Here is a 26,524-nt window from a genome sequence, read left to right on the forward strand (position 1 = left end):
CATTGGAACCACCTGATCCCATCCCGAACTCAGAAGTGAAACGATGCATCGCCGATGGTAGTGTGGGGTTTCCCCATGTGAGAGTAGGTCATCGTCAAGATTAAATTCCGAAACCCCTATCTGCTGATGCAGGTAGGGGTTTTGTTTTGCCCGCAGGAAAGTGATCCTGAGTTTCTATGCAACGGTCTTTCGCATGGCTATCATGCGGGCCTTATTATCAGGGCGCAGTCCGCATGCTCACGTTGCTAAAACTTCTCAAGGATGGGCGCTTTCATTCGGGACAGGCGCTTGGTGCGGCCCTGGGGGTCAGCCGTAGTGCGGTGTGGAAGCAACTGCAGCTGCTGGAGGCAGAGTTAGGGTTGTCCGTACATAAGGTGCGTGGCAAGGGATATCAGTTGGCCAAGCCGCTGTTACTCCTCGATGCAGTGCAGATCCATGCAAAAGGGCTGTGTGAGTGGCCTATCCACGCATTCGACTCTATCGATTCCACTAACGCCGAGGCGCTGCGCTCAGTTGAGCGCGGAGTAGAGGCGCCGTTCCTGGTCCTGGCTGAAAGACAGATCGCTGGCCGCGGGCGGCGAGGACGTAAATGGGTCAGTCCGTTTGCCGACAACCTCTATTACAGTCTCGTGTTGCGTATTGACGGGGGGATGCGACAGCTGGAGGGGCTCAGTCTCGTAGTCGGCCTTGCTGTCATGCATACATTGCGCGAGATGGGGATTGTCGAGGCAGGACTGAAATGGCCTAACGATGTCCTGGTTGGGCAGAAGAAGATCGCGGGGATCTTGCTTGAGTTGGTAGGGGATCCTGCGGACGTTTGTCATGTCGTCTTGGGCATAGGGATCAATGTGAACATGCAATCGACTGATGAGGTCGACCAGCAATGGACATCCATGGCTCTAGAGACGGGTGTGGACGTAGACAGAAATGAGCTGGTGGCGCGAATGAGTGGCATGCTTCAGCAATATTTGAAGCTTCATCAGGCGTCAGGATTTGCCGCGATTCAGGCCGAGTGGGAGAGCTACCATTTGTGGCAGGGTCGGACTGTTTCGCTGATCGCGGGATCCTCTCGAGTTGACGGTGTGGTGAAGGGTATTGATCTCCAGGGTGCGCTGCGTTTGAAGGTAGATGGTGTGGAGAAAATCTTTAGCGGTGGTGAGCTCAGTTTGAGGTTGCGTGATGATTCTTGAGCTCGATTGCGGCAACAGTTTTATTAAGTGGAGGGTACTCCGCTCCGATGGTGTTACGCCTGTCGAAGGAGGTGTGGTCAGTTCTGATGGCGATCTCCTGGCGTGCTTGAGTAATGCCGAGAAATTCCAGTTGGAGAAATGCCGACTTGTCAGCGTAAGAACTCCGGAGGAAACCGATTCGCTGGTCACTGCGTTGGTTGACGCTTTCGGAGTATCCGTGGCTCGTGCAGTTCCGACCCGGGAAATGGCAGGCGTGCGAAATGGATATGAAGATTTCGAGCGGTTAGGCCTCGATCGATGGCTGGCATTGCTTGGCGGGTTCCACCTTGCCTCGGGCGCGTGCCTGGTGCTTGATTTCGGAACAGCCGTTACTGCGGATTTCGTTGCAGCAAGCGGTGAGCATCTGGGGGGGTTTATTTGTCCTGGAATGCCTTTGATGCGCAACCAGTTGCGCACCCATACCCGGAGAATTCGATATGACGACACCGCTGCGGAGCGGGCTCATGAGAGTCTCGCCCCGGGCCGGGCGACGGTCGAGGCGGTGGAGCGTGGTTGCACGCTCATGCTCAGGGGCTTCGTCCTGACTCAGCTTGAGCTGGCTCGGCGGTATTGGGGAAATGATTTCGTGGTATTTCTCACGGGGGGAGACGCCAATCTGGTTTCCGGGGTCGTTCCTGATGCCAGGGTGGTGCCTGACTTGGTTTTTGTCGGTCTGGCAATGGCATGTCCTTTGTCTTGAGGTTTCTATGCGGTGGCTTTTTCTGTTGTTGCTGGTCTTGAATGTTTTCTACTACATATGGCATCAGCAAGAGGCTCCGCTTCGAGCCAAGGACGTAACGCCGCTGAGTTTGTATCGTGGATCGCAGCAGGATATTCATCTCTTGAGCGAGACGGCGGACGCATTGGTCCGGCGTGACTCAGCCCGGGCCGCTGAGGGTCAGAGGAGCTGCGTATATCTGGGCGGTTTCGTTCGGTCGGATTTGGCAAGGCAGCTTGAACAGCGGTTGGTTGCTTCGGGTGTTGCTGGTCGCACTGTCACATTGACTGCTTCGGCGCTGCCTGAGGGCGCAGGATTCTGGGTCCAGGTTTCCCCGGAAAACGGGGGGAAGGTGAATGAAATCCTGCTTCAGAACCTTTCTAAAGAATTCAATGAGTTAAAACATAAAATAATGCCATGCGAGGGGGTTGCACCCGCAGGGTAGTTTGCATAGAATGGCGCCCGCTTCGCAGCGAAGACCTTTAATAGTCAACGACGCGAAACACGGTCAACGCAGCTAACCTCAGGTTTTTAATGAGAAAATGCTTGACAGAAGGCTGGCATGATATAGAATGCCGGCTCGCTTAGGAGGGGTTCCCGAGCGGCCAAAGGGATCAGACTGTAAATCTGACGTCTACGACTTCGAAGGTTCGAATCCTTCCCCCTCCACCATTTTTAGCGTGAGCTGCAAGCTCCGCGGGTATAGTTTAGTGGTAGAACCTCAGCCTTCCAAGCTGATGATGCGGGTTCGATTCCCGCTACCCGCTCCAAGTTTGCAGGTTGTGCAAAGTGTTTTGCTCTTGTAGCTCAGTTGGTAGAGCACACCCTTGGTAAGGGTGAGGTCAGCGGTTCAAATCCGCTCAAGAGCTCCATATAACAAGGCAGATATGAAAATATCTGCCTTTGTTTTAATGGCTTGTGTGACTTGCTAAATTCTTCTCCTAGGGGTGATTTCGATGGCTAAGGAAAAGTTCGAACGTAATAAGCCGCACGTCAACGTTGGTACCATTGGTCACGTTGACCACGGTAAAACAACTCTGACCGCTGCTCTGACCCGCGTCTGCTCCGAAGTCTTCGGTTCGGCCAAGGTTGACTTCGACAAGATCGACAGCGCCCCGGAAGAAAAAGCTCGCGGTATCACCATCAACACCGCTCACGTTGAATACGATTCGGCCGTGCGTCACTACGCACACGTTGACTGCCCAGGTCACGCCGACTACGTAAAAAACATGATCACCGGTGCTGCCCAGATGGACGGCGCGATCCTGGTTTGCTCGGCCGCTGATGGTCCGATGCCACAAACCCGTGAGCACATCCTGCTGTCCCGTCAGGTAGGCGTTCCGTACATCGTTGTCTTCCTGAACAAGGCTGACATGGTTGACGACGCTGAGCTGCTGGAACTGGTTGAGATGGAAGTGCGCGACCTGCTGAGCACTTACGACTTCCCAGGTGATGACACTCCAATCATCATCGGTTCGGCGCTGATGGCTCTGAACGGCCAAGACGACAACGAAATGGGCACTACCGCTGTCAAGAAGCTGGTAGAGACTCTGGACAGCTACATCCCAGAGCCAGAGCGTGCTATCGACAAGCCGTTCCTGATGCCAATCGAAGACGTATTCTCGATCTCCGGTCGCGGTACTGTTGTGACTGGTCGTGTTGAGCGTGGCATCGTCCGTATCCAGGAAGAAGTTGAGATCGTTGGTCTGCGCGACACTCAGAAAACTACCTGCACCGGCGTTGAAATGTTCCGCAAGCTGCTCGACGAAGGTCGTGCTGGCGAGAACTGCGGCGTACTGCTGCGCGGCACCAAGCGTGACGACGTTGAGCGTGGCCAGGTTCTGGTCAAGCCAGGCACCGTCAAGCCGCACACCAAGTTCACCGCAGAAGTCTACGTTCTGAGCAAGGAAGAAGGCGGCCGTCATACTCCGTTCTTCAAAGGCTACCGTCCACAGTTCTACTTCCGTACAACTGACGTGACCGGTAACTGCGAGCTGCCAGAAGGCGTTGAAATGGTAATGCCAGGTGACAACATCCAGATGACTGTCACCCTGATCAAAACCATCGCGATGGAAGATGGTCTGCGTTTCGCTATCCGTGAAGGCGGTCGTACCGTCGGCGCTGGCGTCGTAGCCAAAGTCATCGAGTAAACAGTTGTAATGTCTTTTTCGGGCCGGCATAATGGTCGGCCTGATTTTGTTTTAGGTCAGTAGCTCAATTGGCAGAGCGACGGTCTCCAAAACCGTAGGTTGGGGGTTCGATTCCCTCCTGACCTGCCAGATTCACTCAGTGTGTCTGGCTTTCTTTTCACAGGATCTTCATAGATGACTCCTAAAGCTGAAGCTCAAGGCTCTCGCTTCGATCTGCTCAAGTGGCTAGTGGTAGTCGCTTTGGTGGTTGTTGGCGTTGTTGGCAATCAGTATTACTCTGCTTCGCCGATCCTGTACCGTGTACTCGCATTGCTCGCCATTGCTGCTGTTGCTGCCTTTGTAGGGTTGCAGACAGCCAAGGGCAAGTCTTTCTTTGTACTCGCTAAGGAAGCTCGCACTGAGATTCGTAAAGTCGTATGGCCGACTCGCCAAGAAACCACGCAGACCACGTTGATCGTTGTGGCTGTTGTTCTGGTAATGGCGTTGCTGTTGTGGGGGCTTGATTCCCTGCTCGGCTGGCTTGTTTCCTTGATTGTTGGCTAAGGGTGTCCCGTGGCTAAGCGTTGGTACGTTGTGCATGCTTACTCGGGTTACGAGAAGCATGTCATGCGCTCGCTGATTGAGCGCGTAAAGCTGGCTGGCATGGAAGATGGCTTCGGCGAGATTCTGGTCCCCACTGAAGAAGTGGTTGAGATGCGTAATGGCCAGAAGCGCAAAAGTGAGCGTAAGTTCTTTCCAGGCTATGTGCTGGTGCAGATGGATATGAACGAAGGGACTTGGCACTTGGTCAAGGATACCCCTCGGGTGATGGGCTTCATTGGCGGTACTGCCGACAAGCCTGCACCAATCACGGATAAAGAGGCAGAAGCGATTCTGCGTCGTGTTGCTGATGGTAGCGACAAGCCGAAGCCGAAGACGCTGTTTGAGCCAGGTGAAGTGGTACGTGTCACTGACGGTCCATTCGCTGATTTCAATGGCACGGTTGAAGAAGTTAACTACGAAAAGAGCCGGATCCAAGTGGCAGTGCTCATTTTCGGTCGCTCTACTCCGGTAGAGCTAGAGTTCAGTCAGGTCGAAAAGGTCTGATTGAGCAGGCATCCCAACCCCGCAGCCCTAGGCTGTGGGGTTTTGTCGTCACTGGGATAAACGCGCAAGTAACCGGGGAGCCTTTCGAGGCGTTCGAACCCGTAATTGGAGTGCCTCATGGCCAAGAAAATTACCGCTTACATCAAGCTGCAAGTGAAGGCCGCTCAGGCTAACCCAAGCCCACCCGTCGGTCCTGCTCTGGGTCAGCACGGTGTGAACATCATGGAATTCTGCAAAGCTTTCAACGCCCGTACCCAGGGTCTTGAGCCAGGCCTGCCGACTCCAGTGATCATCACTGTCTACAGCGACCGTAGCTTCACTTTCGAAACAAAGAGCACCCCTGCTTCGGTTCTGCTGAAGAAGGCTGCAGGTTTGACCAGCGGTTCCGCTCGTCCAAACACCGTTAAGGTTGGCACTGTTACCCGTGCTCAGCTGGAAGAAATCGCGAAAACCAAAAACGCGGATCTGACTGCAGCTGATATGGATGCAGCCGTGCGTACTATCGCCGGTTCTGCTCGTAGCATGGGCCTTAACGTGGAGGGTGTGTAATGGCTAAGCTGACCAAGCGTCAAAAGGCTATCGCCGGCAAAATCGAAGCAGGCAAGGCCTACAATTTTGTAGACGCCGCCGCTCTGCTGGCTGAGCTGTCGACTGTCAAGTTCAGCGAGTCGTTCGACGTTGCTGTAAACCTGGGCGTTGACCCTCGTAAATCCGACCAGGTCGTTCGTAGCGCTACCGTGCTGCCTCACGGCACTGGCAAGACCGTTCGTGTGGCCGTTTTCACCCAGGGCCCAGCAGCTGAAGCTGCTCTGGCTGCTGGTGCTGATCGCGTTGGCATGGATGACCTGGCTGCTGAAATGAAAGGCGGCGACCTGAACTATGACGTGGTCATCGCATCCCCGGATGCCATGCGCGTTGTGGGTCAGTTGGGTCAGATCCTCGGTCCACGTGGCCTGATGCCTAACCCTAAGGTCGGCACCGTAACCCCAGACGTAGCCACCGCGGTTAAAAACGCCAAGGCTGGTCAGGTTCGTTATCGCACCGACAAGAACGGTATCATCCACACTTCCGTTGGCAAGATCGGCTTCGACGCCGTCAAGCTGAAGGAAAACGTTGAAGCCCTGATCGCTGACCTGAAGCGCATCAAGCCAGCTTCTTCGAAAGGTATCTACGTCAAGCGCGTTACCCTGAGCACCACTATGGGCCCAGGTCTGGTCATCGATCAGAGCTCGCTCGACGCGTAAGACTCGGATTGGCGCAGTCATTGCGCCAATCAACAAATTGGGGTCCCTGCCTGGCGGGGGCTGTCCAAGACCGTAGGCGACGCAAGTCTTAAACCACAAGCCTACGCAGATGGTGCTCCCGGTTCCTTACCGAATCAGACACCAAAACGACATTCGGTTCCGACCGGATGAAACGGTAACAAGCAGGAGTTAAACCCGTGGCAATTAAACTCGAAGACAAGAAGGCCATCGTCGCTGAAGTCAACGAGGCTGCCAAAGCTGCTCTGTCCGCTGTCGTGGCTGATGCCCGTGGCGTAACAGTAGGCGCTATGACCGGACTCCGTAAAGAGGCTCGTGAAGCTGGCGTTTACGTACGTGTTGTACGTAACACCCTGCTCAAGCGCGCTGTTGCTGACACTGAATACAGTGTTCTCAACGACGTGTTCACCGGCCCGACCTTGATCGCGTTCTCCACCCAACATCCTGGCGCTGCTGCCCGTTTGTTCAAGGAGTTCGCCAAAGGTCAGGACAAGTTCGAGATTAAGGCAGCTGCGTTCGAGGGCAAGTTCCTCGCAGCTAACCAGATCGACGTACTGGCAACTCTGCCGACCCGTGACGAAGCAATTTCTCAGCTGATGAGCGTGATTCAAGGCGCAACCAGCAAATTGGCTCGTACTCTGGCGGCACTGCGCGACCAGAAAGAAGCTGCCGCAGCCTAAGGCTCGACACTCCTTTTCGCGTTTTTTGTTTATTTCGATGGTCGCGTAGGCCGTCCCCCAATCCAGGAATTTAGAGTCATGTCTATCTCTCAAAACGATATCCTCGAAGCCGTTGGCAACATGTCCGTAATGGAAGTTGTTGAGCTGATCAAAGCTTTCGAAGAAAAATTCGGTGTTACCGCAGCTGCCGCTTCGGCTGGTCCAGCTGTTGCTGCTGCCGTTGCTGAAGAGCAAACCGAATTCAACGTCATGCTGACCGAAGCTGGCGAGAAGAAAGTAAACGTGATCAAGGCAGTACGTGAACTGACCGGTCTGGGCCTGAAAGAAGCCAAGGCTGTAGTTGACGGCGCTCCTGCCATGGTTCTGGAAGCTGTTGCCAAAGACGCAGCTGACAAAGCCAAGGCCGCTCTGGAAGAAGCAGGCGCTAAAGTCGAGCTGAAGTAAGCATCGACTTTGCGTCTCCAGCCCGAGCGTTAAGCGACAGGCTGATGGCTGGTGGCTTTTGCCACCGGCCTTTTTCCGTTATTGGCAGCCGACTGGGTCGGCGCCGATAGCGAGCTTCAACCACCCGATGCGGTGGCGCAAACCATGGGGTTTGCACGATTTTCTGGCCGCTCCCGTCGGGGGAGGCCAAACAAGCAGGTGACCAAGCTGGGGAACGCTGATGGCTTACTCATATACTGAGAAAAAACGTATCCGCAAGGACTTTAGCAAGTTGCCGGACGTCATGGATGTGCCGTACCTCCTGGCCATCCAGCTGGATTCGTATCGTGAATTCTTGCAAGCGGGAGCGACTAAAGATCAGTTCCGCGACGTGGGCCTGCATGCGGCCTTCAAATCCGTTTTCCCGATCATCAGCTACTCCGGCAATGCTGCGCTGGAGTACGTCGGTTATCGCCTGGGCGAACCGGCATTTGATGTCAAAGAATGCGTATTGCGCGGTGTAACTTATGCCGTACCTTTGCGGGTAAAAGTGCGCCTGATCATTTTCGACAAAGAATCGTCGAACAAAGCGATCAAGGACATCAAAGAGCAAGAAGTCTACATGGGTGAAATCCCCCTGATGACTGAAAACGGTACCTTCGTTATCAACGGTACCGAGCGTGTAATCGTTTCCCAGCTGCACCGTTCCCCGGGCGTGTTCTTCGACCACGACCGTGGCAAGACGCACAGCTCCGGCAAACTGCTTTACTCCGCGCGCATCATTCCTTACCGCGGTTCGTGGCTGGACTTCGAGTTCGACCCGAAGGACTGCGTATTCGTGCGTATCGACCGTCGTCGCAAGCTGCCTGCATCGGTATTGCTGCGCGCGCTCGGCTATACCACCGAAGAAGTGCTGGACGCGTTCTACACCACCAACGTTTTCCATGTGCAGGGTGAAAATCTCAGCCTGGAACTGGTGCCCCAGCGCCTGCGCGGTGAAATTGCCGTCCTCGATATCCAGGACGAAAAGGGCAAGGTTATTGTCGAGCAGGGTCGTCGTATCACCGCTCGCCACATCAACCAGCTCGAGAAAGCCGGCATCAAGGAACTGCAGGTGCCAATGGACTACGTCCTGGGTCGCACCACTGCCAAGGCTATCGTGCATCCGGCCACCGGCGAGATCATTGCAGAGTGCAATACCGAACTGAGTACCGAGATCCTGGCGAAAATCGTCAAGGCTCAGGTCGTTCGTATCGAAACTCTGTACACCAACGATATCGATTGCGGTCCGTTCATCTCCGACACGCTGAAGATCGACTCCACCGGCAACCAACTGGAAGCCCTGGTCGAAATCTATCGCATGATGCGTCCTGGCGAGCCACCAACCAAGGATGCAGCCGAGACCCTGTTCAACAACCTGTTCTTCAGCCCTGAGCGCTATGACCTGTCTGCGGTCGGCCGGATGAAGTTCAACCGTCGTATCGGTCGTACCGAAATCGAAGGTTCGGGCGTGCTGAACAAGGATGACATCGTTGCGGTGCTCAAGACTCTGGTCGACATCCGTAACGGCAAAGGCATCGTCGATGACATCGACCACCTGGGTAACCGTCGTGTTCGCTGCGTAGGCGAAATGGCCGAGAACCAGTTCCGTGTTGGCCTGGTGCGCGTAGAGCGTGCGGTCAAGGAACGTCTGTCGATGGCTGAAAGCGAAGGCCTGATGCCACAGGACCTGATCAACGCCAAGCCAGTGGCTGCGGCGGTGAAGGAGTTCTTCGGTTCCAGCCAGCTGTCTCAGTTCATGGACCAGAACAACCCGCTGTCCGAGATCACCCACAAGCGTCGTGTCTCCGCGCTCGGCCCAGGCGGTCTGACCCGGGAGCGCGCAGGCTTTGAAGTGCGTGACGTGCACCCGACTCACTACGGTCGTGTATGCCCGATTGAAACGCCTGAAGGTCCGAACATCGGCCTGATCAACTCCCTGGCGGCTTATGCGCGCACCAACCAGTACGGCTTCCTGGAAAGCCCGTACCGTGTGGTGAAAGAGGGTGTGGTCACCGACGACATCGTGTTCCTGTCCGCTATCGAAGAGGCCGATCACGTGATCGCCCAGGCTTCGGCGACCATGAACGAGCAGAAAGTGCTGGTCGACGAGCTGGTGGCTGTACGTCACCTGAACGAGTTCACCGTCAAGGCGCCGGAAGACGTCACCTTGATGGACGTATCGCCCAAGCAGGTTGTGTCGGTAGCGGCGTCGCTGATCCCGTTCCTCGAGCACGACGACGCCAACCGTGCGTTGATGGGTTCGAACATGCAGCGTCAGGCTGTGCCGACTCTGCGCGCCGACAAGCCGCTGGTAGGTACCGGCATGGAGCGTAACGTTGCCCGTGACTCCGGCGTCTGCGTCGTGGCTCGTCGTGGTGGCGTGATCGACTCTGTCGATGCCAGCCGTATCGTGGTTCGTGTTGCCGATGACGAAGTTGAAACTGGCGAAGCCGGTGTCGACATCTACAACCTGACCAAATACACCCGCTCCAACCAGAACACCTGCATCAACCAGCGTCCGCTGGTGAGCAAGGGTGATCGGGTTCAGCGCAGCGACATCATGGCCGACGGTCCGTCCACCGACATGGGTGAACTGGCACTGGGTCAGAACATGCGCATCGCGTTCATGGCGTGGAACGGCTTCAACTTCGAAGACTCCATCTGCCTGTCCGAGCGCGTGGTTCAGGAAGATCGCTTCACCACGATCCACATCCAGGAACTGACCTGTGTGGCCCGTGACACCAAGCTTGGCCCAGAGGAAATCACTGCAGACATCCCGAACGTGGGTGAGGCTGCACTGAACAAGCTGGACGAAGCCGGTATCGTCTATGTTGGTGCTGAAGTCGGCGCAGGCGACATCCTGGTTGGTAAGGTCACTCCCAAAGGCGAGACCCAACTGACTCCGGAAGAAAAACTGCTGCGTGCCATCTTCGGTGAAAAGGCCAGCGACGTTAAAGACACCTCCCTGCGCGTGCCAACCGGCACCAAGGGTACCGTCATCGACGTACAGGTCTTCACCCGTGACGGCGTCGAGCGTGATGCTCGTGCCCTGTCGATCGAGAAGACCCAGCTTGACGAGATCCGCAAGGACCTGAACGAAGAGTTCCGTATCGTCGAAGGCGCAACTTTCGAGCGTCTGCGCGCAGCACTGGTCGGCCACAAGGTCGAAGGTGGCGCCGGCCTGAAGAAAGGTCAGGAAATCACCGACGAAGTCCTCGACGGTCTTGAGCACGGCCAGTGGTTCAAACTGCGCATGGCTGAAGACGCTCTGAACGAGCAGCTCGAGAAGGCCCAGGCCTACATCGTTGATCGCCGCCGTCTGCTGGACGACAAGTTCGAAGACAAGAAGCGCAAACTGCAGCAGGGCGATGACCTGGCTCCAGGCGTGCTGAAAATCGTCAAGGTCTACCTGGCAATCCGTCGTCGTATCCAACCGGGCGACAAGATGGCCGGCCGTCACGGTAACAAAGGTGTGGTCTCGGTGATCATGCCTGTTGAAGACATGCCGCACGATGCCAACGGCACGCCGGTGGACGTCGTCCTCAACCCGCTGGGCGTACCTTCGCGTATGAACGTCGGTCAGATCCTTGAAACCCACCTGGGCCTCGCGGCCAAGGGCCTGGGCGAGAAGATCAACCGCATGCTCGAAGAGCAGCGCAAGGTTGCTGACCTGCGTAAGTTCCTGCACGAGATCTACAACGAGATTGGCGGCCGCAACGAAGAGCTGGACAGCTTCTCCGACCAGGAAATCCTGGACTTGGCGAAGAACCTCAAGGGCGGCGTTCCAATGGCCACTCCTGTGTTCGACGGTGCCAAGGAAAGCGAAATCAAGGCCATGCTGAAACTGGCAGACCTGCCGGAAAGCGGCCAGATGCAGCTGTTCGATGGTCGTACCGGCAACAAGTTCGAGCGCCCGGTCACCGTTGGCTACATGTACATGCTGAAGCTGAACCACTTGGTAGACGACAAGATGCACGCTCGTTCTACCGGTTCTTACAGCCTGGTTACCCAGCAGCCGCTGGGTGGTAAGGCGCAGTTCGGTGGTCAGCGTTTCGGGGAGATGGAGGTCTGGGCACTGGAAGCGTACGGTGCTGCATACACTCTGCAAGAAATGCTCACAGTGAAGTCGGACGATGTGAACGGCCGGACCAAGATGTACAAAAACATCGTGGACGGCGATCACCGTATGGAGCCGGGCATGCCCGAGTCCTTCAACGTGTTGATCAAGGAAATTCGTTCCCTCGGCATCGATATCGATCTGGAAACCGAATAACACGTGACGCGAATCGAGAGCGGGGCTGTTTTGCCCGCTCTCTGCTCCGTCAGGAGGAAAGGCCTTGAAAGACCTACTGAATTTGCTGAAAAACCAGGGTCAAGTCGAAGAGTTCGACGCCATCCGTATTGGATTGGCCTCGCCTGAGATGATCCGTTCGTGGTCGTTCGGTGAAGTTAAAAAGCCGGAAACCATCAACTACCGTACGTTCAAACCCGAGCGTGACGGCCTGTTCTGCGCCAAGATCTTTGGCCCGGTAAAGGATTACGAGTGCCTGTGCGGTAAGTACAAGCGCTTGAAGCATCGTGGTGTGATCTGCGAGAAGTGCGGCGTTGAAGTCGCGCTGGCAAAAGTTCGTCGTGAGCGCATGGCGCACATCGAACTGGCCTCGCCGGTTGCTCACATCTGGTTCCTGAAATCGCTGCCGTCGCGTATCGGCCTGCTGATGGACATGACCCTTCGTGATATCGAGCGCGTTCTCTACTTCGAGAGCTATGTCGTTATCGATCCGGGCATGACCACCCTTGAAAAAGGCCAGTTGCTCAACGACGAGCAGTACTTCGAGGCGCTGGAAGAGTTCGGCGACGATTTCGATGCCCGCATGGGTGCCGAAGCTGTCCGTGAGCTGTTGCACGCGATCGACCTGGAGCACGAGATTGGCCGCCTGCGCGAAGAGATTCCGCAAACCAACTCCGAAACCAAGATCAAGAAGCTGTCCAAGCGTCTGAAGTTGATGGAAGCCTTCCAGGGCTCCGGCAACCTGCCAGAGTGGATGGTGCTGACCGTTCTGCCGGTTCTGCCGCCAGACCTGCGTCCACTGGTTCCGCTCGATGGCGGCCGTTTCGCGACGTCCGACCTCAACGATCTGTATCGTCGAGTGATCAACCGTAACAACCGCTTGAAGCGCCTGCTTGACCTGTCCGCTCCGGACATCATCGTGCGCAACGAAAAGCGTATGTTGCAGGAAGCGGTCGACGCACTGCTCGACAACGGTCGTCGTGGCCGTGCGATTACCGGTTCCAACAAGCGTCCTCTGAAATCCCTGGCTGACATGATCAAGGGTAAGCAAGGTCGTTTCCGTCAGAACTTGCTCGGCAAGCGTGTTGACTACTCCGGTCGTTCGGTAATTACCGTAGGTCCGACCCTGCGTCTGCACCAGTGCGGTCTGCCTAAGAAGATGGCTCTGGAGCTGTTCAAGCCGTTCATTTTCGGCAAGCTGGAAATGCGTGGTCTCGCTACCACCATTAAAGCCGCCAAGAAAATGGTCGAGCGCGAGCTGCCAGAGGTCTGGGACGTTCTCGCTGAAGTGATTCGCGAACACCCGGTACTGCTCAACCGTGCACCGACCCTTCACCGTCTGGGTATCCAGGCGTTTGAACCGGTACTGATCGAAGGCAAGGCTATCCAGCTGCACCCGCTGGTCTGTGCTGCGTACAACGCCGACTTCGACGGCGACCAGATGGCCGTGCACGTACCGCTGACGCTGGAAGCCCAGCTCGAAGCGCGTGCGTTGATGATGTCGACCAACAACATCCTGTCGCCAGCCAACGGTGAGCCAATCATCGTTCCGTCGCAGGACGTTGTATTGGGTCTGTACTACATGACGCGTGAAGCGATCAACGCCAAGGGCGAAGGTCGTGTGTTCGCGGATCTGCAGGAAGTCGACCGTGTGTTCCGTGCCGGCGAAGCCGCACTGCACGCCAAGGTCAAGGTGCGGATCAACGAAACCGTGAACGATCGTGATGGCGGCAGCGTGAGCGGCACCCGCATCGTCGACACCACTGTCGGCCGTGCGCTGTTGTTCCAGGTCGTGCCAAAAGGCCTGTCCTTCGATGTCGTCAACTTGCCGATGAAGAAGAAAGCGATCTCCAAGCTGATCAACCAGTGCTACCGCGTGGTGGGTTTGAAAGAGACCGTGATCTTCGCTGACCAACTGATGTACACCGGTTTTGCCTATTCGACCATTTCCGGCGTTTCCATCGGTGTTAACGACTTCGTTATCCCGGATGAAAAAGCCCGCATCATCGGTGCTGCTACCGAAGAAGTGAAAGAGATCGAAAGCCAGTACGCCTCCGGCCTGGTAACCCAGGGCGAGAAGTACAACAAGGTGATCGACCTCTGGTCCAAGGCGAACGACGAAGTTTCCAAGGCGATGATGGCCAACCTCTCGAAAGAGAAAGTCATCGACCGTCACGGCGACGAAGTTGATCAAGAATCCTTCAACTCGATGTACATGATGGCTGACTCGGGCGCCCGGGGTTCTGCTGCGCAGATCCGTCAGCTCGCCGGTATGCGTGGCCTGATGGCCAAGCCGGACGGCTCCATCATCGAGACCCCGATTACTGCTAACTTCCGTGAAGGTTTGAGCGTACTCCAGTACTTCATCTCCACTCACGGTGCTCGTAAGGGTCTTGCGGATACCGCGTTGAAAACGGCGAACTCCGGTTACCTGACTCGTCGTCTGGTAGACGTTGCGCAGGATCTGGTCGTGACCGAGATCGACTGCGGCACCGAACACGGCCTGGTCATGACTCCGCACATCGAAGGCGGCGACGTTGTCGAGCCGTTGGGCGAGCGCGTATTGGGTCGTGTCATTGCCCGTGACGTATTCAAGCCAGGTACCGAGGACGTGATCGTTCCTGCCGGCACCCTGGTCGACGAGAAGTGGGTCGAGTTCATCGAGCTGAACAGCATCGACGAAGTGATCGTGCGTTCGCCGATCAGCTGCGAAACCCGCTACGGCATTTGCGCCAAGTGCTACGGCCGCGACCTGGCTCGTGGTCACCAGGTGAACATCGGTGAGTCGGTTGGCGTTATCGCTGCCCAGTCCATCGGTGAGCCGGGTACCCAGCTGACGATGCGTACGTTCCACATCGGTGGTGCGGCCAGCCGGACCTCGGCAGCCGACAGCGTCCAGGTGAAGAACGGCGGTACTGTCCGTCTGCATAACCTGAAACATGTTGAGCGAGTGGATGGTCACCTGGTAGCCGTGTCCCGTTCCGGTGAGCTGGCGATCGCTGACGACTTCGGTCGTGAGCGCGAGCGCTACAAGCTGCCGTACGGTGCTGTGATTTCGGTTAAGGAAGGTGACAAGGTCGACGCTGGCGCAATCGTGGCTAAGTGGGATCCGCACACTCACCCGATCGTTACCGAAATGAAAGGTACCGTGACCTACGTGGGCATGGAAGAAGGCATCACGATCAAGCGTCAGACCGACGAATTGACCGGTATGACCAACATCGAAGTGCTCGATCCGAAGGATCGTCCAGCGGCTGGCAAGGACATCCGTCCTGCTGTGAAGATGGTCGACGACAACGGCAAGGATCTGTTGCTGCCAGGCACTGACGTTATCGCTCAGTACTTCCTGCCAGCCAACGCCCTGGTCGGTGTTGCGGACGGCGCGCGGATTGCGATCGGTGACGTTATCGCCCGTATCCCGCAGGAAACTTCGAAAACCCGCGACATCACCGGTGGTCTGCCGCGTGTTGCCGACTTGTTCGAAGCTCGTCGCCCGAAAGAAGCCTCGATCCTGGCTGAAGTCAGCGGCACCATCGCGTTCGGTAAAGAAACCAAAGGCAAGCGCCGTCTGGTCATTACGCCGAACGACGGTAGCGATCCGTACGAAGAGCTGATTCCGAAGTGGCGTCACCTGAACGTCTTCGAAGGCGAACAGGTAAACCGCGGCGAAGTTATCTCCGACGGTCCAAGCGATCCACACGACATCCTGCGTCTGCTGGGTGTGAGTGCGCTGGCCAAGTACATCGTGAACGAGATCCAGGATGTTTACCGTCTGCAAGGCGTGAAGATCAACGACAAGCACATCGAGACCATCCTGCGTCAGATGCTGCGTAAAGTTGAAATTTCCGAGTCTGGCGATTCCAGCTTCATCAAGGGCGACCAGATGGAACTGACGCACGTCCTGGTAGAAAACGAGCGCCTGGCTGCGGAAGACAAATTCGTCGCCAAGTTCACTCGCGTATTGCTGGGTATCACCAAGGCGTCGTTGTCCACCGAATCGTTCATCTCGGCGGCTTCCTTCCAGGAGACCACCCGCGTACTGACCGAAGCGGCGGTAACCGGCAAGCGCGATTACCTGCGCGGCCTGAAAGAAAACGTGGTCGTGGGTCGTCTGATCCCGGCCGGTACCGGTTTGGCCTACCACAGCGAGCGCAAGCGTCGCCGTGATGCAGACAAGCCGTTGCGCGTAAGCGCCAGTGAAGTGGAAGCTGCACTGACCGAAGCGCTGAACTCGAGCGGTAACTGAGTTCTGCGGTAATTGAGTGCCTGGCCCTGGTCATCCCGTTCGGCGGATCGAGACAAATTGTCGAGATCCGGCGGGCGGGGAGGTCGGGGCCTTGCCTTGACTGGGGACAAGATCCTCTTTAGACTCTTGATCCCCTAAATTTGGCGGGAATTCGTTCCTGCCATTTTGCTTTTCTTGCAAGACAATAGCGTCGCAAGACAACAGTGGAGCTAGTAGATGGCAACTATCAACCAGCTGGTACGTCAGCCGCGTAAGCGTATCGTCGAGAAATCCGACGTGCCTGCGCTGCAGAACTGCCCGCAACGTCGTGGCGTATGCACCCGTGTGTATACCACTACGCCGAAAAAACCTAACTCGGCACTGCGTAAAGTATGCCGTGTGCGCCTGACCAACGGTTTCGAGGTTTCCTCGTACATCGGCGGTGAAGGCCACAACCTGCAAGAGCACAGCGTGGTACTGATCCGCGGCGGTCGTGTAAAAGACTTGCCAGGTGTTCGTTACCACACCGTTCGCGGTTCTTTGGATACTTCCGGCGTCAAAGGTCGTAACCAGGGTCGTTCGAAATACGGTACCAAGCGTCCGAAATAATCGGCCGTTTTTTGCAGTTTTTAATTTTATTGAGTCGATAAGAGTAAGGTCGGGCACGCGTCAGCTGTCCCGAGCTAACCTGAAGACCGCTTGAGGGCTTATCATGCCAAGACGTCGCGTAGCAGCCAAGCGTGAGATTCTGGACGATCCGAAATACGGAAGCCAGATCCTCGCCAAGTTCATGAACCACGTAATGGAAAGCGGCAAGAAAGCCGTTGCCGAGCGTATTGTTTATGGCGCGCTGGAAAAAGTTAAAGAGCGTAAGAACTCCGATCCCCTGGAACTCTTCGAAAAAGCACTCGACGCCATCGCTCCGCTGGTCGAAGTGAAGTCGCGCCGCGTAGGCGGTGCTACCTACCAGGTTCCGGTTGAAGTTCGTCCGTCCCGTCGTAACGCTCTGGCCATGCGCTGGCTCGTAGACTTCGCCCGCAAGCGCGGCGAGAAGTCCATGGCTCTGCGTTTGGCTGGCGAACTGTTGGACGCTGCTGAAGGTAAAGGTGCTGCAGTTAAGAAGCGTGAAGACGTGCACCGTATGGCTGAAGCCAACAAGGCTTTCTCGCACTACCGCTTCTAATTTTAGCGTCACTCAATTTGCGAGGGCTTTATGGCTCGTACTACACCGATTAACCGCTACCGTAACATCGGTATCGTTGCTCACGTGGATGCTGGTAAAACCACCACCACCGAGCGCGTCCTTTTTTACACCGGCAAAAGTCACAAAATGGGCGAGGTGCATGACGGCGCCGCGACCACAGACTGGATGGTGCAGGAGCAGGAGCGTGGTATTACCATTACTTCTGCTGCCATCACCGCCTTCTGGAAAGGTTCTGAGAAGCAGTACCCGCACGAGCATCGCTTTAACGTAATCGATACCCCGGGCCACGTAGACTTCACCATTGAAGTTGAGCGTTCCCTGCGCGTACTCGACGGCGCTGTCGTTGTGTTCTGTGGTACTTCGGGTGTTGAGCCTCAGTCGGAAACCGTATGGCGTCAAGCCAACAAATACGGCGTTCCACGTCTTGTTTACGTAAACAAGATGGACCGTGCTGGTGCCAACTTCCTGCGCGTGATCGCTCAGATCAAGCAGCGCCTGGGTCACACTCCGGTGCCTATCCAGCTCGCTATCGGTTCGGAAGACAACTTCCAGGGCCAGATCGATCTGATCAACATGCAAGCGGTCTACTGGAATGACTCGGACAAGGGCATGGTCCCTGTTCGCAAGGACATTCCTGCCGAGCTGTTGGAAGAAGCCGAGCAATGGCGCAGCAACATGGTCGAGGCTGCTGCCGAAGCCAGTGAAGAGCTGATGAACAAGTACCTCGAGGGTGAAGAGCTCACCAACGAGGAAATCAAGGCCGCCCTGCGTCAGCGTACTATCGCTGGTGAGATCGTTCTTGCTGTTTGCGGCTCCTCCTTCAAGAACAAGGGTGTTCCCCTGGTTCTCGACGCCGTTATCGACTTCCTGCCTGCTCCAACCGACATTCCTGCTATCAAGGGTTCCAACCCGGATAACGAGGAAGAGGAAATGGAGCGTCACGCAAGTGACGACGAGCCGTTCGCGGCCTTGGCATTCAAGATCGCTACCGACCCATTCGTGGGTACCTTGACCTTTGTCCGCGTTTACTCGGGCGTGTTGGCCTCCGGCGACGGCGTGATCAACTCGGTAAAAGGCAAGAAAGAGCGCGTGGGTCGTATGGTGCAAATGCACGCAAACGCCCGTGAAGAGATCAAGGAAGTACGCGCTGGCGACATCGCGGCCCTGATCGGCATGAAGGACGTCACCACTGGTGAAACCTTGTGCAACGCTGACAAGCCAATCATCCTGGTTCGCATGGACTTCCCGGAGCCGGTTATTTCGGTTGCCGTTGAGCCAAAGACCAAGGATGACCAGGAAAAAATGGGTATCGCTCTGGGCAAACTCGCTCAGGAAGACCCGTCTTTCCGCGTCAAGACTGATGAAGAGACTGGTCAAACGATCATCTCCGGCATGGGCGAGCTGCACCTGGACATCCTGGTTGACCGGATGCGCCGTGAGTTCAACGTCGAAGCCAACATCGGCAAGCCTCAGGTTTCCTATCGTGAGCGCATCACGAAGAACTGTGAGATCGAAGGCAAGTTCGTTCGTCAGTCCGGCGGTCGTGGTCAGTTCGGCCACTGCTGGATTCGTTTTGCGCCTGCTGACGAAGGTCAGGAAGGTCTGCAATTCGTGAACGAAGTCGTAGGTGGTGTGGTTCCTAAGGAATACATCCCGGCGATCCAGAAGGGTATCGAAGAGCAGATGAAGAACGGCGTTGTTGCCGGCTATCCGCTGATCGGCCTGAAGGCGACCGTGTTCGACGGTTCTTACCACGACGTCGACTCCAACGAGATGGCGTTCAAGGTGGCTGCTTCCATGGCGACCAAGCAACTGGCCCAGAAGGGTGGTGGTGAGTTGCTCGAGCCGATCATGGCGGTAGAAGTCGTTACGCCTGAAGACTACATGGGTGATGTCATGGGCGACCTTAACCGTCGTCGCGGCATGATTCTGGGTATGGAAGATACGGTTTCCGGCAAGGTCATTCGTGCCGAGGTTCCGTTGGGCGAGATGTTCGGTTACGCAACCGACGTTCGTTCCATGTCTCAGGGTCGCGCAAGCTACTCCATGGAATTCAAAAAATACAATACAGCTCCGTCGCATATCGTCGAAACTGTTACTAAAAAGCAAGGCTGATTCAGCCCTTTAAGCTAGGAGTTAATTGTCGTGGCTAAAGAAAAATTTGAACGGAACAAACCGCACGTCAACGTTGGCACCATCGGCCACGTTGACCACGGTAAAACCACTCTGACCGCTGCTCTGACCCGCGTCTGCTCCGAAGTCTTCGGTTCGGCCAAGGTTGACTTCGACAAGATCGACAGCGCCCCGGAAGAAAAAGCTCGCGGTATCACCATCAACACCGCTCACGTTGAATACGATTCGGCCGTGCGTCACTACGCACACGTTGACTGCCCAGGTCACGCCGACTACGTAAAAAACATGATCACCGGTGCTGCCCAGATGGACGGCGCGATCCTGGTTTGCTCGGCCGCCGATGGTCCGATGCCACAAACCCGTGAGCACATCCTGCTGTCCCGTCAGGTAGGCGTTCCGTACATCGTTGTCTTCCTGAACAAGGCTGACATGGTTGACGACGCTGAACTGCTGGAACTGGTTGAGATGGAAGTGCGCGACCTGCTGAGCACTTACGACTTCCCAGGTGATGACACTCCAATCATCATCGGTTCGGCGCTGATGGCTCTGAACGGCCAAGACGACAACGAAATGGGCACTACCGCTGTCAAGAAGCTGGTAGAGACTCTGGACAGCTACATCCCAGAGCCAGAGCGTGCTATCGACAAGCCGTTCCTGATGCCAATCGAAGACGTATTCTCGATCTCCGGTCGCGGTACTGTTGTGACTGGTCGTGTTGAGCGTGGCATCGTCCGTATCCAGGAAGAAGTTGAGATCGTCGGTCTGCGCGACACTCAGAAAACTACCTGCACCGGCGTTGAAATGTTCCGCAAGCTGCTCGACGAAGGTCGTGCTGGCGAGAACTGCGGCGTGCTGTTGCGCGGCACCAAGCGTGACGACGTTGAGCGTGGCCAGGTTCTGGTCAAGCCAGGCACCGTCAAGCCGCACACCAAGTTCACCGCAGAAGTCTACGTTCTGAGCAAGGAAGAAGGCGGCCGTCATACTCCGTTCTTCAAAGGCTACCGTCCACAGTTCTACTTCCGTACAACTGACGTGACCGGTAACTGCGAGCTGCCAGAAGGCGTTGAAATGGTAATGCCAGGTGACAACATCCAGATGACTGTCACTCTGATCAAAACCATCGCGATGGAAGATGGTCTGCGTTTCGCTATCCGTGAAGGCGGTCGTACCGTCGGCGCTGGCGTCGTAGCCAAAGTCATCGAGTAAGTCTCTTTTAGAGTCAGCTTGATGAGTTGAAAAAGCCCCCGCTTAGCGGGGGCTTTTTTATTGGGTTGACACCTATCGGGGGCGTCTATAGAATTGCGCCTCCTTTTAACGGGCGTATTGCGCCCGGTGGGAATAGCAGCCGGAGTCTGAAATCCAATGCAAAATCAGCAAATCCGTATCAGGTTGAAGGCTTTTGATCATCGCCTGATCGACCAATCCACCCAGGAAATCGTGGAAACCGCGAAACGTACTGGTGCTCAAGTGCGTGGTCCAATTCCACTGCCTACCCGTAAAGAGCGGTTCACCGTTCTGGTCTCCCCGCACGTCAACAAAGACGCGCGTGACCAGTACGAGATCCGTACTCATAAGCGCGTTCTGGACATCGTCCAGCCAACGGATAAAACCGTTGATGCACTTATGAAGCTTGATCTTGCGGCCGGTGTGGAAGTGCAGATCAGCCTCGGCTAAGACTCGGTCTTAGTCGTGTAACGCTCTGAAATGGGCGGCCATAGCGGGTGAAAGCCCCGTACACTCATGAGGTTTACAACATGACTATTGGTGTAGTCGGTCGTAAATGCGGTATGACCCGTATTTTCACCGAAGAAGGTGTCTCCATTCCGGTCACGGTCATTGAGATCGAGCCGAATCGCGTCACCCAGTTCAAAACTGAAGAGACCGATGGCTATCGTGCAGTGCAAGTCACTGTCGGCGAGCGTCGTGCTTCGCGTGTAACAGCTGCTCAAGCTGGCCACTTCGCCAAGGCGAACGTTGCCGCTGGTCGTACCGTAATGGAATTCCGTCTTGAAGAAGGCGAGTACCAGGCCGGCGATCTGATCAACGCTGAAATCTTCGCCGCTGGTCAACTGGTTGATGTAACCGGTCAGTCCAAGGGTAAAGGCTTCCAGGGTACGATCAAGCGTTGGAACTTCCGCGGGCAAGATAACACCCACGGTAACTCCGTATCCCACCGCGTTCCAGGCTCTATCGGCCAGTGCCAGACTCCTGGTCGTGTATTCAAGGGCAAGAAAATGTCCGGTCATATGGGCGCCGAGCGCGTGACCGTGCAGTCCCTCGAAGTAGTGCGCGTGGACGCTGAACGCAATCTGTTGTTGGTCAAGGGCGCTGTTCCTGGCGCTACTGGCGGCAACTTGGTTGTACGTCCAGCAGCCAAGGCTCGCGGTTAAGGGGAAGCTGACATGCAATTAAATGTAAATGACGCTCAAGCGATCGAAGTTTCCGAACTGACATTTGGCGGCGAATTCAACGAGACGCTGGTTCACCAAGCAGTCGTGGCCTACATGGCTGGCGGCCGTCAAGGTAGCAAGCAGCAAAAGACCCGTTCCGACGTTTCCGGTGGCGGCAAGCGCCCATGGCGTCAGAAAGGTACTGGCCGTGCTCGTGCCGGTACTATCCGTAGCCCAATCTGGCGTGGCGGCGGTACCACTTTCGCAGCTCGTCCTCAGGATCACTCCCAGAAGCTGAACAAGAAGATGTATCGCGCAGCAATGCGTTCCATCCTTGCTGAGCTGGTGCGTACTGATCGTCTGGTCGTGGTTCAGGACTTCGCTGTTGAAGCACCGAAAACCAAAGATCTGCTGAACAAGCTGAACGGCATGGGCCTGACTGACGTCCTGATCGTGTCTGACGCTGTTGATCAGAACCTGTACCTGGCTGCTCGCAACCTGCCTCACGTCGACGTACGTGATGTGCAAGGTTCCGATCCGGTCAGTCTGATCGCATACGACAAGGTGTTGATCACCGTGTCGGCCGTGAAGAAATTCGAGGAGCTGCTGGGATGAACCAGGAACGCGTATTTAAAGTTCTGCTTGGCCCGCACGTTTCCGAGAAGGCTACGGTTCTGGCAGACAAGAAAGGCCAGTTCGTTTTCAAGGTTGCTACCGACGCAACCAAGCTGGAAATCAAGAAGGCCGTCGAAAGCCTGTTCAGCGTGAAAGTAGAGCGCGTGACTACCCTGAACGTTCTGGGTAAAAGCAAGCGCACTGCTCGCGGTCTGGGCAAGCGTAATGACTGGAAGAAGGCAGTTATCTCCCTTCAGCCAGGCCAAGATCTCGATTTCAGCAGCAGTGCTGAGTAAGGAAGGGGTGCATCATGGCAATCGTTAAATGCAAACCGACTTCCCCTGGCCGCCGTTTTGTGGTCAAGGTGGTCAACCAGGAGCTGCATAAAGGCGCTCCTCACGCACCGCTGCTCGAGAAAAAATCGAAGTCTGGTGGTCGTAACAACAATGGCCGTATCACTACACGTCACGTGGGTGGTGGTCATAAGCAGCATTACCGTCTGGTCGACTTCCGTCGCAACGACAAGGATGGCATCGCTGCCACCGTCGAGCGTATCGAATACGATCCAAACCGTACTGCTCACATCGCTCTGCTGCTGTACGCAGATGGCGAGCGTCGCTACATCATCGCCCCTAAAGGCGTGAGCGCTGGCGACCAGCTTATCGCAGGTGCCCTGGCACCGATCAAGCCGGGCAACGCTCTGCAACTGCGCAACATTCCAGTTGGTAGCACCGTACACGGCATCGAATTGAAGCCAGGTAAAGGCGCGCAAATCGCTCGTTCCGCTGGTGCTTCGGCTCAGCTGATCGCTCGTGAAGGTGTCTACGTGACCCTGCGTCTGCGTTCTGGTGAGATGCGTAAAGTCCTGGCTGAATGCCGTGCGACCCTGGGCGAAGTCTCGAACTCCGAGCACAGCCTGCGTTCGCTGGGTAAAGCTGGTGCCAAGCGCTGGCGTGGCGTTCGCCCAACCGTTCGTGGTGTTGCCATGAACCCGGTTGACCACCCACATGGTGGTGGTGAAGGTCGTACCTCTGGTGGTCGTCATCCGGTATCGCCATGGGGCTTCCCGACTAAGGGCGCGAAGACTCGTGGTAATAAGCGTACCGACAAAATGATCGTCCGTCGTCGCAAGTAAATAGAGGGATACGACAGTGCCACGTTCTCTGAAAAAAGGTCCTTTTATTGATCTTCACCTACTGAAGAAGATCGAAGTGGCGGCGGAAAAGAACGATCGCAAACCAGTTAAGACCTGGTCGCGTCGTTCGATGATCCTGCCACAAATGGTCGGTCTGACCATCGCTGTACACAACGGTCGCCAGCACGTCCCAGTTCTCGTGAACGAAGACATGGTCGGCCACAAACTGGGCGAGTTCGCCGGTACCCGCACATACCGTGGGCACGTGGCTGACAAGAAAGCCAAGCGTTAAGGGGTAAGGAAATGGAAGTAGCCGCTAAGTTGTCGGGCGCTCGAATCTCCGCCCAGAAAGCCCGCTTGGTCGCCGACCAGATCCGCGGGAAGAAGGTGGGCGAAGCGCTCAACCTGTTGGCTTTCAGCAGTAAGAAAGCCGCCGAGATCATGAAAAAAGTGCTGGAGTCGGCCGTAGCCAACGCCGAGCATAACGAAGGCGCAGACGTTGATGACCTGAAGGTCAGCACCGTTTTCGTCAACGAAGGGCGTTCGCTGAAGCGCATCATGCCACGTGCCAAAGGCCGTGCTGATCGCATCGTCAAGCGGTCTTGCCATATCACTGTCAAGGTTGCTGACAAGTAACGGAGTCGAAGAGATGGGTCAGAAAGTACATCCCATTGGCATTCGCCTGGGAATCGTCAAGGAGCACACCTCCGTCTGGTACGCAGACGGTCGGACTTATGCGGACTACTTGTTCGCTGATCTGAAGGTGCGTGAGTATCTCCAAGACAAACTAAAAAGCGCGTCCGTAAGCCGTATCGATATCCATCGTCCGGCTCAGACTGCACGCATCACCATCCACACCGCTCGTCCAGGTATCGTTATCGGGAAGAAGGGTGAAGATGTTGAGAAGCTGCGTCAGGACCTGACCAAGCAAATGGGTGTGCCTGTGCACATCAATATCGAAGAGATCCGCAAGCCGGAGCTCGACGGTATGCTGGTTGCGCAGAGCGTAGCTCAGCAGCTGGAGCGTCGCGTAATGTTCCGTCGCGCTATGAAGCGCGCTGTACAGAACGCCATGCGCATTGGTGCCAAAGGCATCAAAATCCAAGTGAGCGGTCGTCTCGGCGGTGCTGAAATCGCACGTACTGAATGGTATCGCGAAGGTCGTGTGCCACTGCACACCCTGCGTGCCGACATCGACTATGCCAACTACGAAGCTCACACCACCTACGGTGTGATCGGTGTAAAGGTTTGGATCTTCAAAGGCGAAGTAATTGGTGGTCGCCAAGAAGAACTGAAACCACAAGCACCAGCGCCTCGTAAAAAAGCTGCTAAGTAAGGGGTACGCCAAATGTTGCAACCAAAGCGTACGAAGTTCCGCAAGCAGATGACCGGTCACAACCGTGGCCTGGCATTGCGCGGTAGCAAAGTCAGCTTCGGCGAGTTCGCGCTGAAGTCTGTTGCTCGTGGTCGTCTCACCGCTCGTCAGATCGAGTCAGCGCGTCGTGCTCTGACCCGTCACGTAAAACGTGGCGGCAAGATCTGGATCCGTGTATTCCCGGACAAGCCTGTCACCAAGAAGCCACTCGAAGTTCGGATGGGTAAAGGTAAGGGTAACGTGGAGTACTGGGTTGCCCAGATTCAGCCAGGCAAAGTCCTGTATGAAATCGAGGGTGTTTCTGAAGAGCTGGCGCGTGAGGCTTTCGCCCTGGCTGCTGCAAAGCTGCCGCTCGCCACCTCCTTTGTTAAACGGACGGTGATGTGATGAAAGCGAATGAACTTCGTGAAAAATCAGCACAGCAGCTGAACGAGCAACTGCTCGGCCTGCTGCGCGACCAGTTCAATCTGCGTATGCAGAAGGCAACTGGCCAGTTGGGGCAGTCTCATCTGCTCTCGCAAGTTAAGCGTGACATCGCTCGCGTGAAAACTGTGCTCAACCAGCAGGCAGGTAAGTAATCATGGCTGAAGCCGAAAAAACTGTCCGTACGCTGACTGGCCGTGTTGTCAGCGACAAGATGGACAAAACCATCACCGTTCTGATCGAGCGTCGCGTCAAGCACCCGATCTACGGTAAATACGTTAAGCGTTCGACTAAGCTGCACGCGCACGACGAAACCAATCAGTGCCATATCGGCGACAAAGTCACTATTCGTGAAACTCGTCCGATGGCCAAGACCAAGTCTTGGGCGCTGGTTGATGTTCTCGAACGCGCTGTGGAAGTCTAAGGGCTAGGGGTCGGAGAAATTATATGATTCAGACTCAATCCATGCTCGATGTGGCCGATAACAGCGGCGCTCGCCGCGTTATGTGCATCAAGGTGCTGGGTGGCTCCCATCGTCGTTACGCTGGTATCGGTGACATCATCAAAGTTACCGTCAAGGAAGCAATTCCTCGCGGTAAGGTGAAAAAAGGCCAAGTGATGACTGCTGTTGTAGTCCGCACTCGCCATGGCGTTCGTCGTGCTGACGGCTCCATTATCCGCTTTGATGGCAACGCTGCTGTTCTGTTGAACAACAAGCAAGAGCCGATCGGCACCCGTATCTTTGGGCCAGTGACCCGTGAACTTCGTACTGAGAAGTTCATGAAGATCGTCTCGCTCGCCCCAGAAGTGCTGTAAGGAGATCCGACATGCAAAAGATTCGTCGTGACGACGAGATCATCGTGATCGCCGGCAAAGACAAAGGTAAGCGCGGTAAGGTGCTGAAGGTTCTTGCTGACAACCGTCTGGTTGTGGGTGGTCTGAACCTGGTCAAGCGTCATACCAAGCCTAACCCGATGTCGGGCGTACAGGGCGGTATCGTCGAGAAAGAAGCGCCACTGCACGCTTCCAACGTCGCCATCTTCAATGGCGAAACCAACAAGGCTGACCGCGTTGGTTTCAAAGTAGAAGACGGTAAGAAAATTCGTGTCTTCAAGTCGACCCAAAAAGCGGTTGATGCTTGAA

The 26,524-nt window shown here is 55.8% G+C and carries 29 protein-coding genes, 4 tRNA genes and 1 rRNA gene; all 34 read left to right on the top strand.

What is annotated here, in order from left to right:
• Positions 1–100: ribosomal RNA gene (gene rrf, locus RGM2987_RS13980) — 5S ribosomal RNA — on the top strand; the annotation flags it as partial.
• A 133-nt stretch (positions 101–233) separates the two neighbouring features.
• Positions 234–1,190: a bifunctional biotin--[acetyl-CoA-carboxylase] ligase/biotin operon repressor BirA gene (gene birA / locus RGM2987_RS13985; protein WP_245142139.1), complete on the top strand. Its 957-nt coding sequence runs from the start codon at positions 234–236 to the stop codon at positions 1,188–1,190.
• Entirely contained in the window at positions 1,180–1,929 is a 750-nt protein-coding gene (locus RGM2987_RS13990; protein WP_245142141.1) for a pantothenate kinase, read from the top strand. The genes birA and RGM2987_RS13990 overlap by 11 nt, the downstream gene beginning before the upstream one ends.
• Positions 1,930–1,936: 7 nt before the next feature.
• Positions 1,937–2,392 (top strand): hypothetical protein, encoded by a 456-nt coding sequence (locus RGM2987_RS13995; protein ID WP_245142143.1) that lies wholly within the window; start codon positions 1,937–1,939, stop codon positions 2,390–2,392.
• Positions 2,393–2,534: 142 nt separating this feature from the next.
• Positions 2,535–2,619, top strand: a tRNA-Tyr gene (locus RGM2987_RS14000).
• 24 nt (positions 2,620–2,643) lie between these two features.
• Positions 2,644–2,717: transfer RNA gene (locus tag RGM2987_RS14005), tRNA-Gly, on the top strand.
• 26 nt (positions 2,718–2,743) lie between these two features.
• Positions 2,744–2,819: transfer RNA gene (locus RGM2987_RS14010), tRNA-Thr, on the top strand.
• Between the two features lie 84 nt (positions 2,820–2,903).
• Positions 2,904–4,097, top strand: coding sequence for an elongation factor Tu (gene tuf, locus RGM2987_RS14015; RefSeq protein WP_003186103.1), 1,194 nt, complete (start codon positions 2,904–2,906; stop codon positions 4,095–4,097).
• Between the two features lie 53 nt (positions 4,098–4,150).
• A tRNA-Trp gene (locus RGM2987_RS14020) sits at positions 4,151–4,226 on the top strand.
• A gap of 45 nt (positions 4,227–4,271) precedes the next feature.
• Positions 4,272–4,640, top strand: a complete 369-nt coding sequence (secE, locus tag RGM2987_RS14025) for a preprotein translocase subunit SecE (RefSeq protein WP_003186101.1) — start codon at positions 4,272–4,274, stop codon at positions 4,638–4,640.
• A gap of 9 nt (positions 4,641–4,649) precedes the next feature.
• Positions 4,650–5,183, top strand: coding sequence for a transcription termination/antitermination protein NusG (gene nusG / locus RGM2987_RS14030; RefSeq protein WP_010443972.1), 534 nt, complete (start codon positions 4,650–4,652; stop codon positions 5,181–5,183).
• 117 nt (positions 5,184–5,300) lie between these two features.
• On the top strand, positions 5,301–5,732 hold the full coding sequence (rplK, locus tag RGM2987_RS14035; RefSeq protein WP_003176435.1) for a 50S ribosomal protein L11: 432 nt from the start codon (positions 5,301–5,303) through the stop codon (positions 5,730–5,732).
• Positions 5,732–6,427, top strand: a complete 696-nt coding sequence (gene rplA, locus RGM2987_RS14040) for a 50S ribosomal protein L1 (protein ID WP_003186095.1) — start codon at positions 5,732–5,734, stop codon at positions 6,425–6,427. The genes rplK and rplA overlap by 1 nt, the downstream gene beginning before the upstream one ends.
• A 197-nt stretch (positions 6,428–6,624) precedes the next feature.
• Positions 6,625–7,125, top strand: coding sequence for a 50S ribosomal protein L10 (rplJ, locus tag RGM2987_RS14045; protein WP_003206099.1), 501 nt, complete (start codon positions 6,625–6,627; stop codon positions 7,123–7,125).
• 78 nt (positions 7,126–7,203) lie between these two features.
• Positions 7,204–7,569 (top strand): 50S ribosomal protein L7/L12, encoded by a 366-nt coding sequence (gene rplL, locus RGM2987_RS14050; protein ID WP_007970414.1) that lies wholly within the window; start codon positions 7,204–7,206, stop codon positions 7,567–7,569.
• Positions 7,570–7,789: 220 nt separating this feature from the next.
• Complete coding sequence (gene rpoB, locus RGM2987_RS14055) at positions 7,790–11,863, top strand: DNA-directed RNA polymerase subunit beta (protein ID WP_245142145.1); 4,074 nt, start codon at positions 7,790–7,792, stop codon at positions 11,861–11,863.
• A 64-nt stretch (positions 11,864–11,927) separates the two neighbouring features.
• Positions 11,928–16,127 carry a DNA-directed RNA polymerase subunit beta' gene (gene rpoC, locus RGM2987_RS14060; protein WP_245142149.1) on the top strand — a complete coding sequence of 1,400 codons (4,200 nt, stop codon included), beginning with the start codon at positions 11,928–11,930 and terminating at the stop codon, positions 16,125–16,127.
• A 216-nt stretch (positions 16,128–16,343) separates the two neighbouring features.
• Entirely contained in the window at positions 16,344–16,715 is a 372-nt protein-coding gene (gene rpsL / locus RGM2987_RS14065) for a 30S ribosomal protein S12 (RefSeq protein WP_003186084.1), read from the top strand.
• 103 nt (positions 16,716–16,818) lie between these two features.
• Positions 16,819–17,289 (top strand): 30S ribosomal protein S7, encoded by a 471-nt coding sequence (rpsG, locus tag RGM2987_RS14070; RefSeq protein ID WP_024776462.1) that lies wholly within the window; start codon positions 16,819–16,821, stop codon positions 17,287–17,289.
• 30 nt (positions 17,290–17,319) lie between these two features.
• Positions 17,320–19,425 carry an elongation factor G gene (fusA, locus tag RGM2987_RS14075; RefSeq protein WP_245142152.1) on the top strand — a complete coding sequence of 702 codons (2,106 nt, stop codon included), beginning with the start codon at positions 17,320–17,322 and terminating at the stop codon, positions 19,423–19,425.
• 30 nt (positions 19,426–19,455) lie between these two features.
• Positions 19,456–20,649, top strand: a complete 1,194-nt coding sequence (gene tuf, locus RGM2987_RS14080; RefSeq protein ID WP_003186103.1) for an elongation factor Tu — start codon at positions 19,456–19,458, stop codon at positions 20,647–20,649.
• Positions 20,650–20,805: 156 nt separating this feature from the next.
• Entirely contained in the window at positions 20,806–21,117 is a 312-nt protein-coding gene (gene rpsJ, locus RGM2987_RS14085) for a 30S ribosomal protein S10 (RefSeq protein ID WP_003186070.1), read from the top strand.
• An 80-nt stretch (positions 21,118–21,197) separates the two neighbouring features.
• Positions 21,198–21,833 (top strand): 50S ribosomal protein L3, encoded by a 636-nt coding sequence (rplC, locus tag RGM2987_RS14090; RefSeq protein WP_003186059.1) that lies wholly within the window; start codon positions 21,198–21,200, stop codon positions 21,831–21,833.
• A gap of 12 nt (positions 21,834–21,845) precedes the next feature.
• The gene (gene rplD, locus RGM2987_RS14095) at positions 21,846–22,448 is read left to right on the top strand and encodes a 50S ribosomal protein L4 (protein ID WP_003186057.1); all 603 of its coding nucleotides are present in this window, start codon (positions 21,846–21,848) and stop codon (positions 22,446–22,448) included.
• A complete protein-coding gene (rplW, locus tag RGM2987_RS14100) occupies positions 22,445–22,744 on the top strand; it encodes a 50S ribosomal protein L23 (protein WP_002555488.1) in 300 nt (99 codons plus the stop codon). The genes rplD and rplW overlap by 4 nt, the downstream gene beginning before the upstream one ends.
• A 14-nt stretch (positions 22,745–22,758) precedes the next feature.
• Positions 22,759–23,583: a 50S ribosomal protein L2 gene (rplB, locus tag RGM2987_RS14105; protein WP_007924198.1), complete on the top strand. Its 825-nt coding sequence runs from the start codon at positions 22,759–22,761 to the stop codon at positions 23,581–23,583.
• Positions 23,584–23,599: 16 nt separating this feature from the next.
• A complete protein-coding gene (gene rpsS, locus RGM2987_RS14110) occupies positions 23,600–23,875 on the top strand; it encodes a 30S ribosomal protein S19 (RefSeq protein ID WP_002555486.1) in 276 nt (91 codons plus the stop codon).
• Positions 23,876–23,886: 11 nt separating this feature from the next.
• Positions 23,887–24,219, top strand: a complete 333-nt coding sequence (rplV, locus tag RGM2987_RS14115; RefSeq protein WP_003103908.1) for a 50S ribosomal protein L22 — start codon at positions 23,887–23,889, stop codon at positions 24,217–24,219.
• 13 nt (positions 24,220–24,232) lie between these two features.
• Entirely contained in the window at positions 24,233–24,919 is a 687-nt protein-coding gene (rpsC, locus tag RGM2987_RS14120) for a 30S ribosomal protein S3 (protein WP_003176422.1), read from the top strand.
• A gap of 12 nt (positions 24,920–24,931) precedes the next feature.
• Entirely contained in the window at positions 24,932–25,345 is a 414-nt protein-coding gene (gene rplP / locus RGM2987_RS14125; protein WP_003186052.1) for a 50S ribosomal protein L16, read from the top strand.
• Positions 25,345–25,536, top strand: a complete 192-nt coding sequence (gene rpmC, locus RGM2987_RS14130; RefSeq protein ID WP_002555481.1) for a 50S ribosomal protein L29 — start codon at positions 25,345–25,347, stop codon at positions 25,534–25,536. Before rplP ends, rpmC begins: the two co-directional genes overlap by 1 nt.
• Positions 25,537–25,538: 2 nt before the next feature.
• The gene (rpsQ, locus tag RGM2987_RS14135; RefSeq protein ID WP_003194644.1) at positions 25,539–25,805 is read left to right on the top strand and encodes a 30S ribosomal protein S17; all 267 of its coding nucleotides are present in this window, start codon (positions 25,539–25,541) and stop codon (positions 25,803–25,805) included.
• Between the two features lie 23 nt (positions 25,806–25,828).
• Positions 25,829–26,197, top strand: coding sequence for a 50S ribosomal protein L14 (gene rplN / locus RGM2987_RS14140; protein WP_002555479.1), 369 nt, complete (start codon positions 25,829–25,831; stop codon positions 26,195–26,197).
• Between the two features lie 11 nt (positions 26,198–26,208).
• A complete protein-coding gene (gene rplX, locus RGM2987_RS14145) occupies positions 26,209–26,523 on the top strand; it encodes a 50S ribosomal protein L24 (protein ID WP_003186046.1) in 315 nt (104 codons plus the stop codon).
• The last annotated feature ends 1 nt before the right edge of the window (position 26,524 follow it).

Origin of the sequence: Pseudomonas sp. RGM2987 (assembly GCF_022952855.1) — a bacterium.
Classification (GTDB): Bacteria; Pseudomonadota; Gammaproteobacteria; order Pseudomonadales; family Pseudomonadaceae; genus Aquipseudomonas.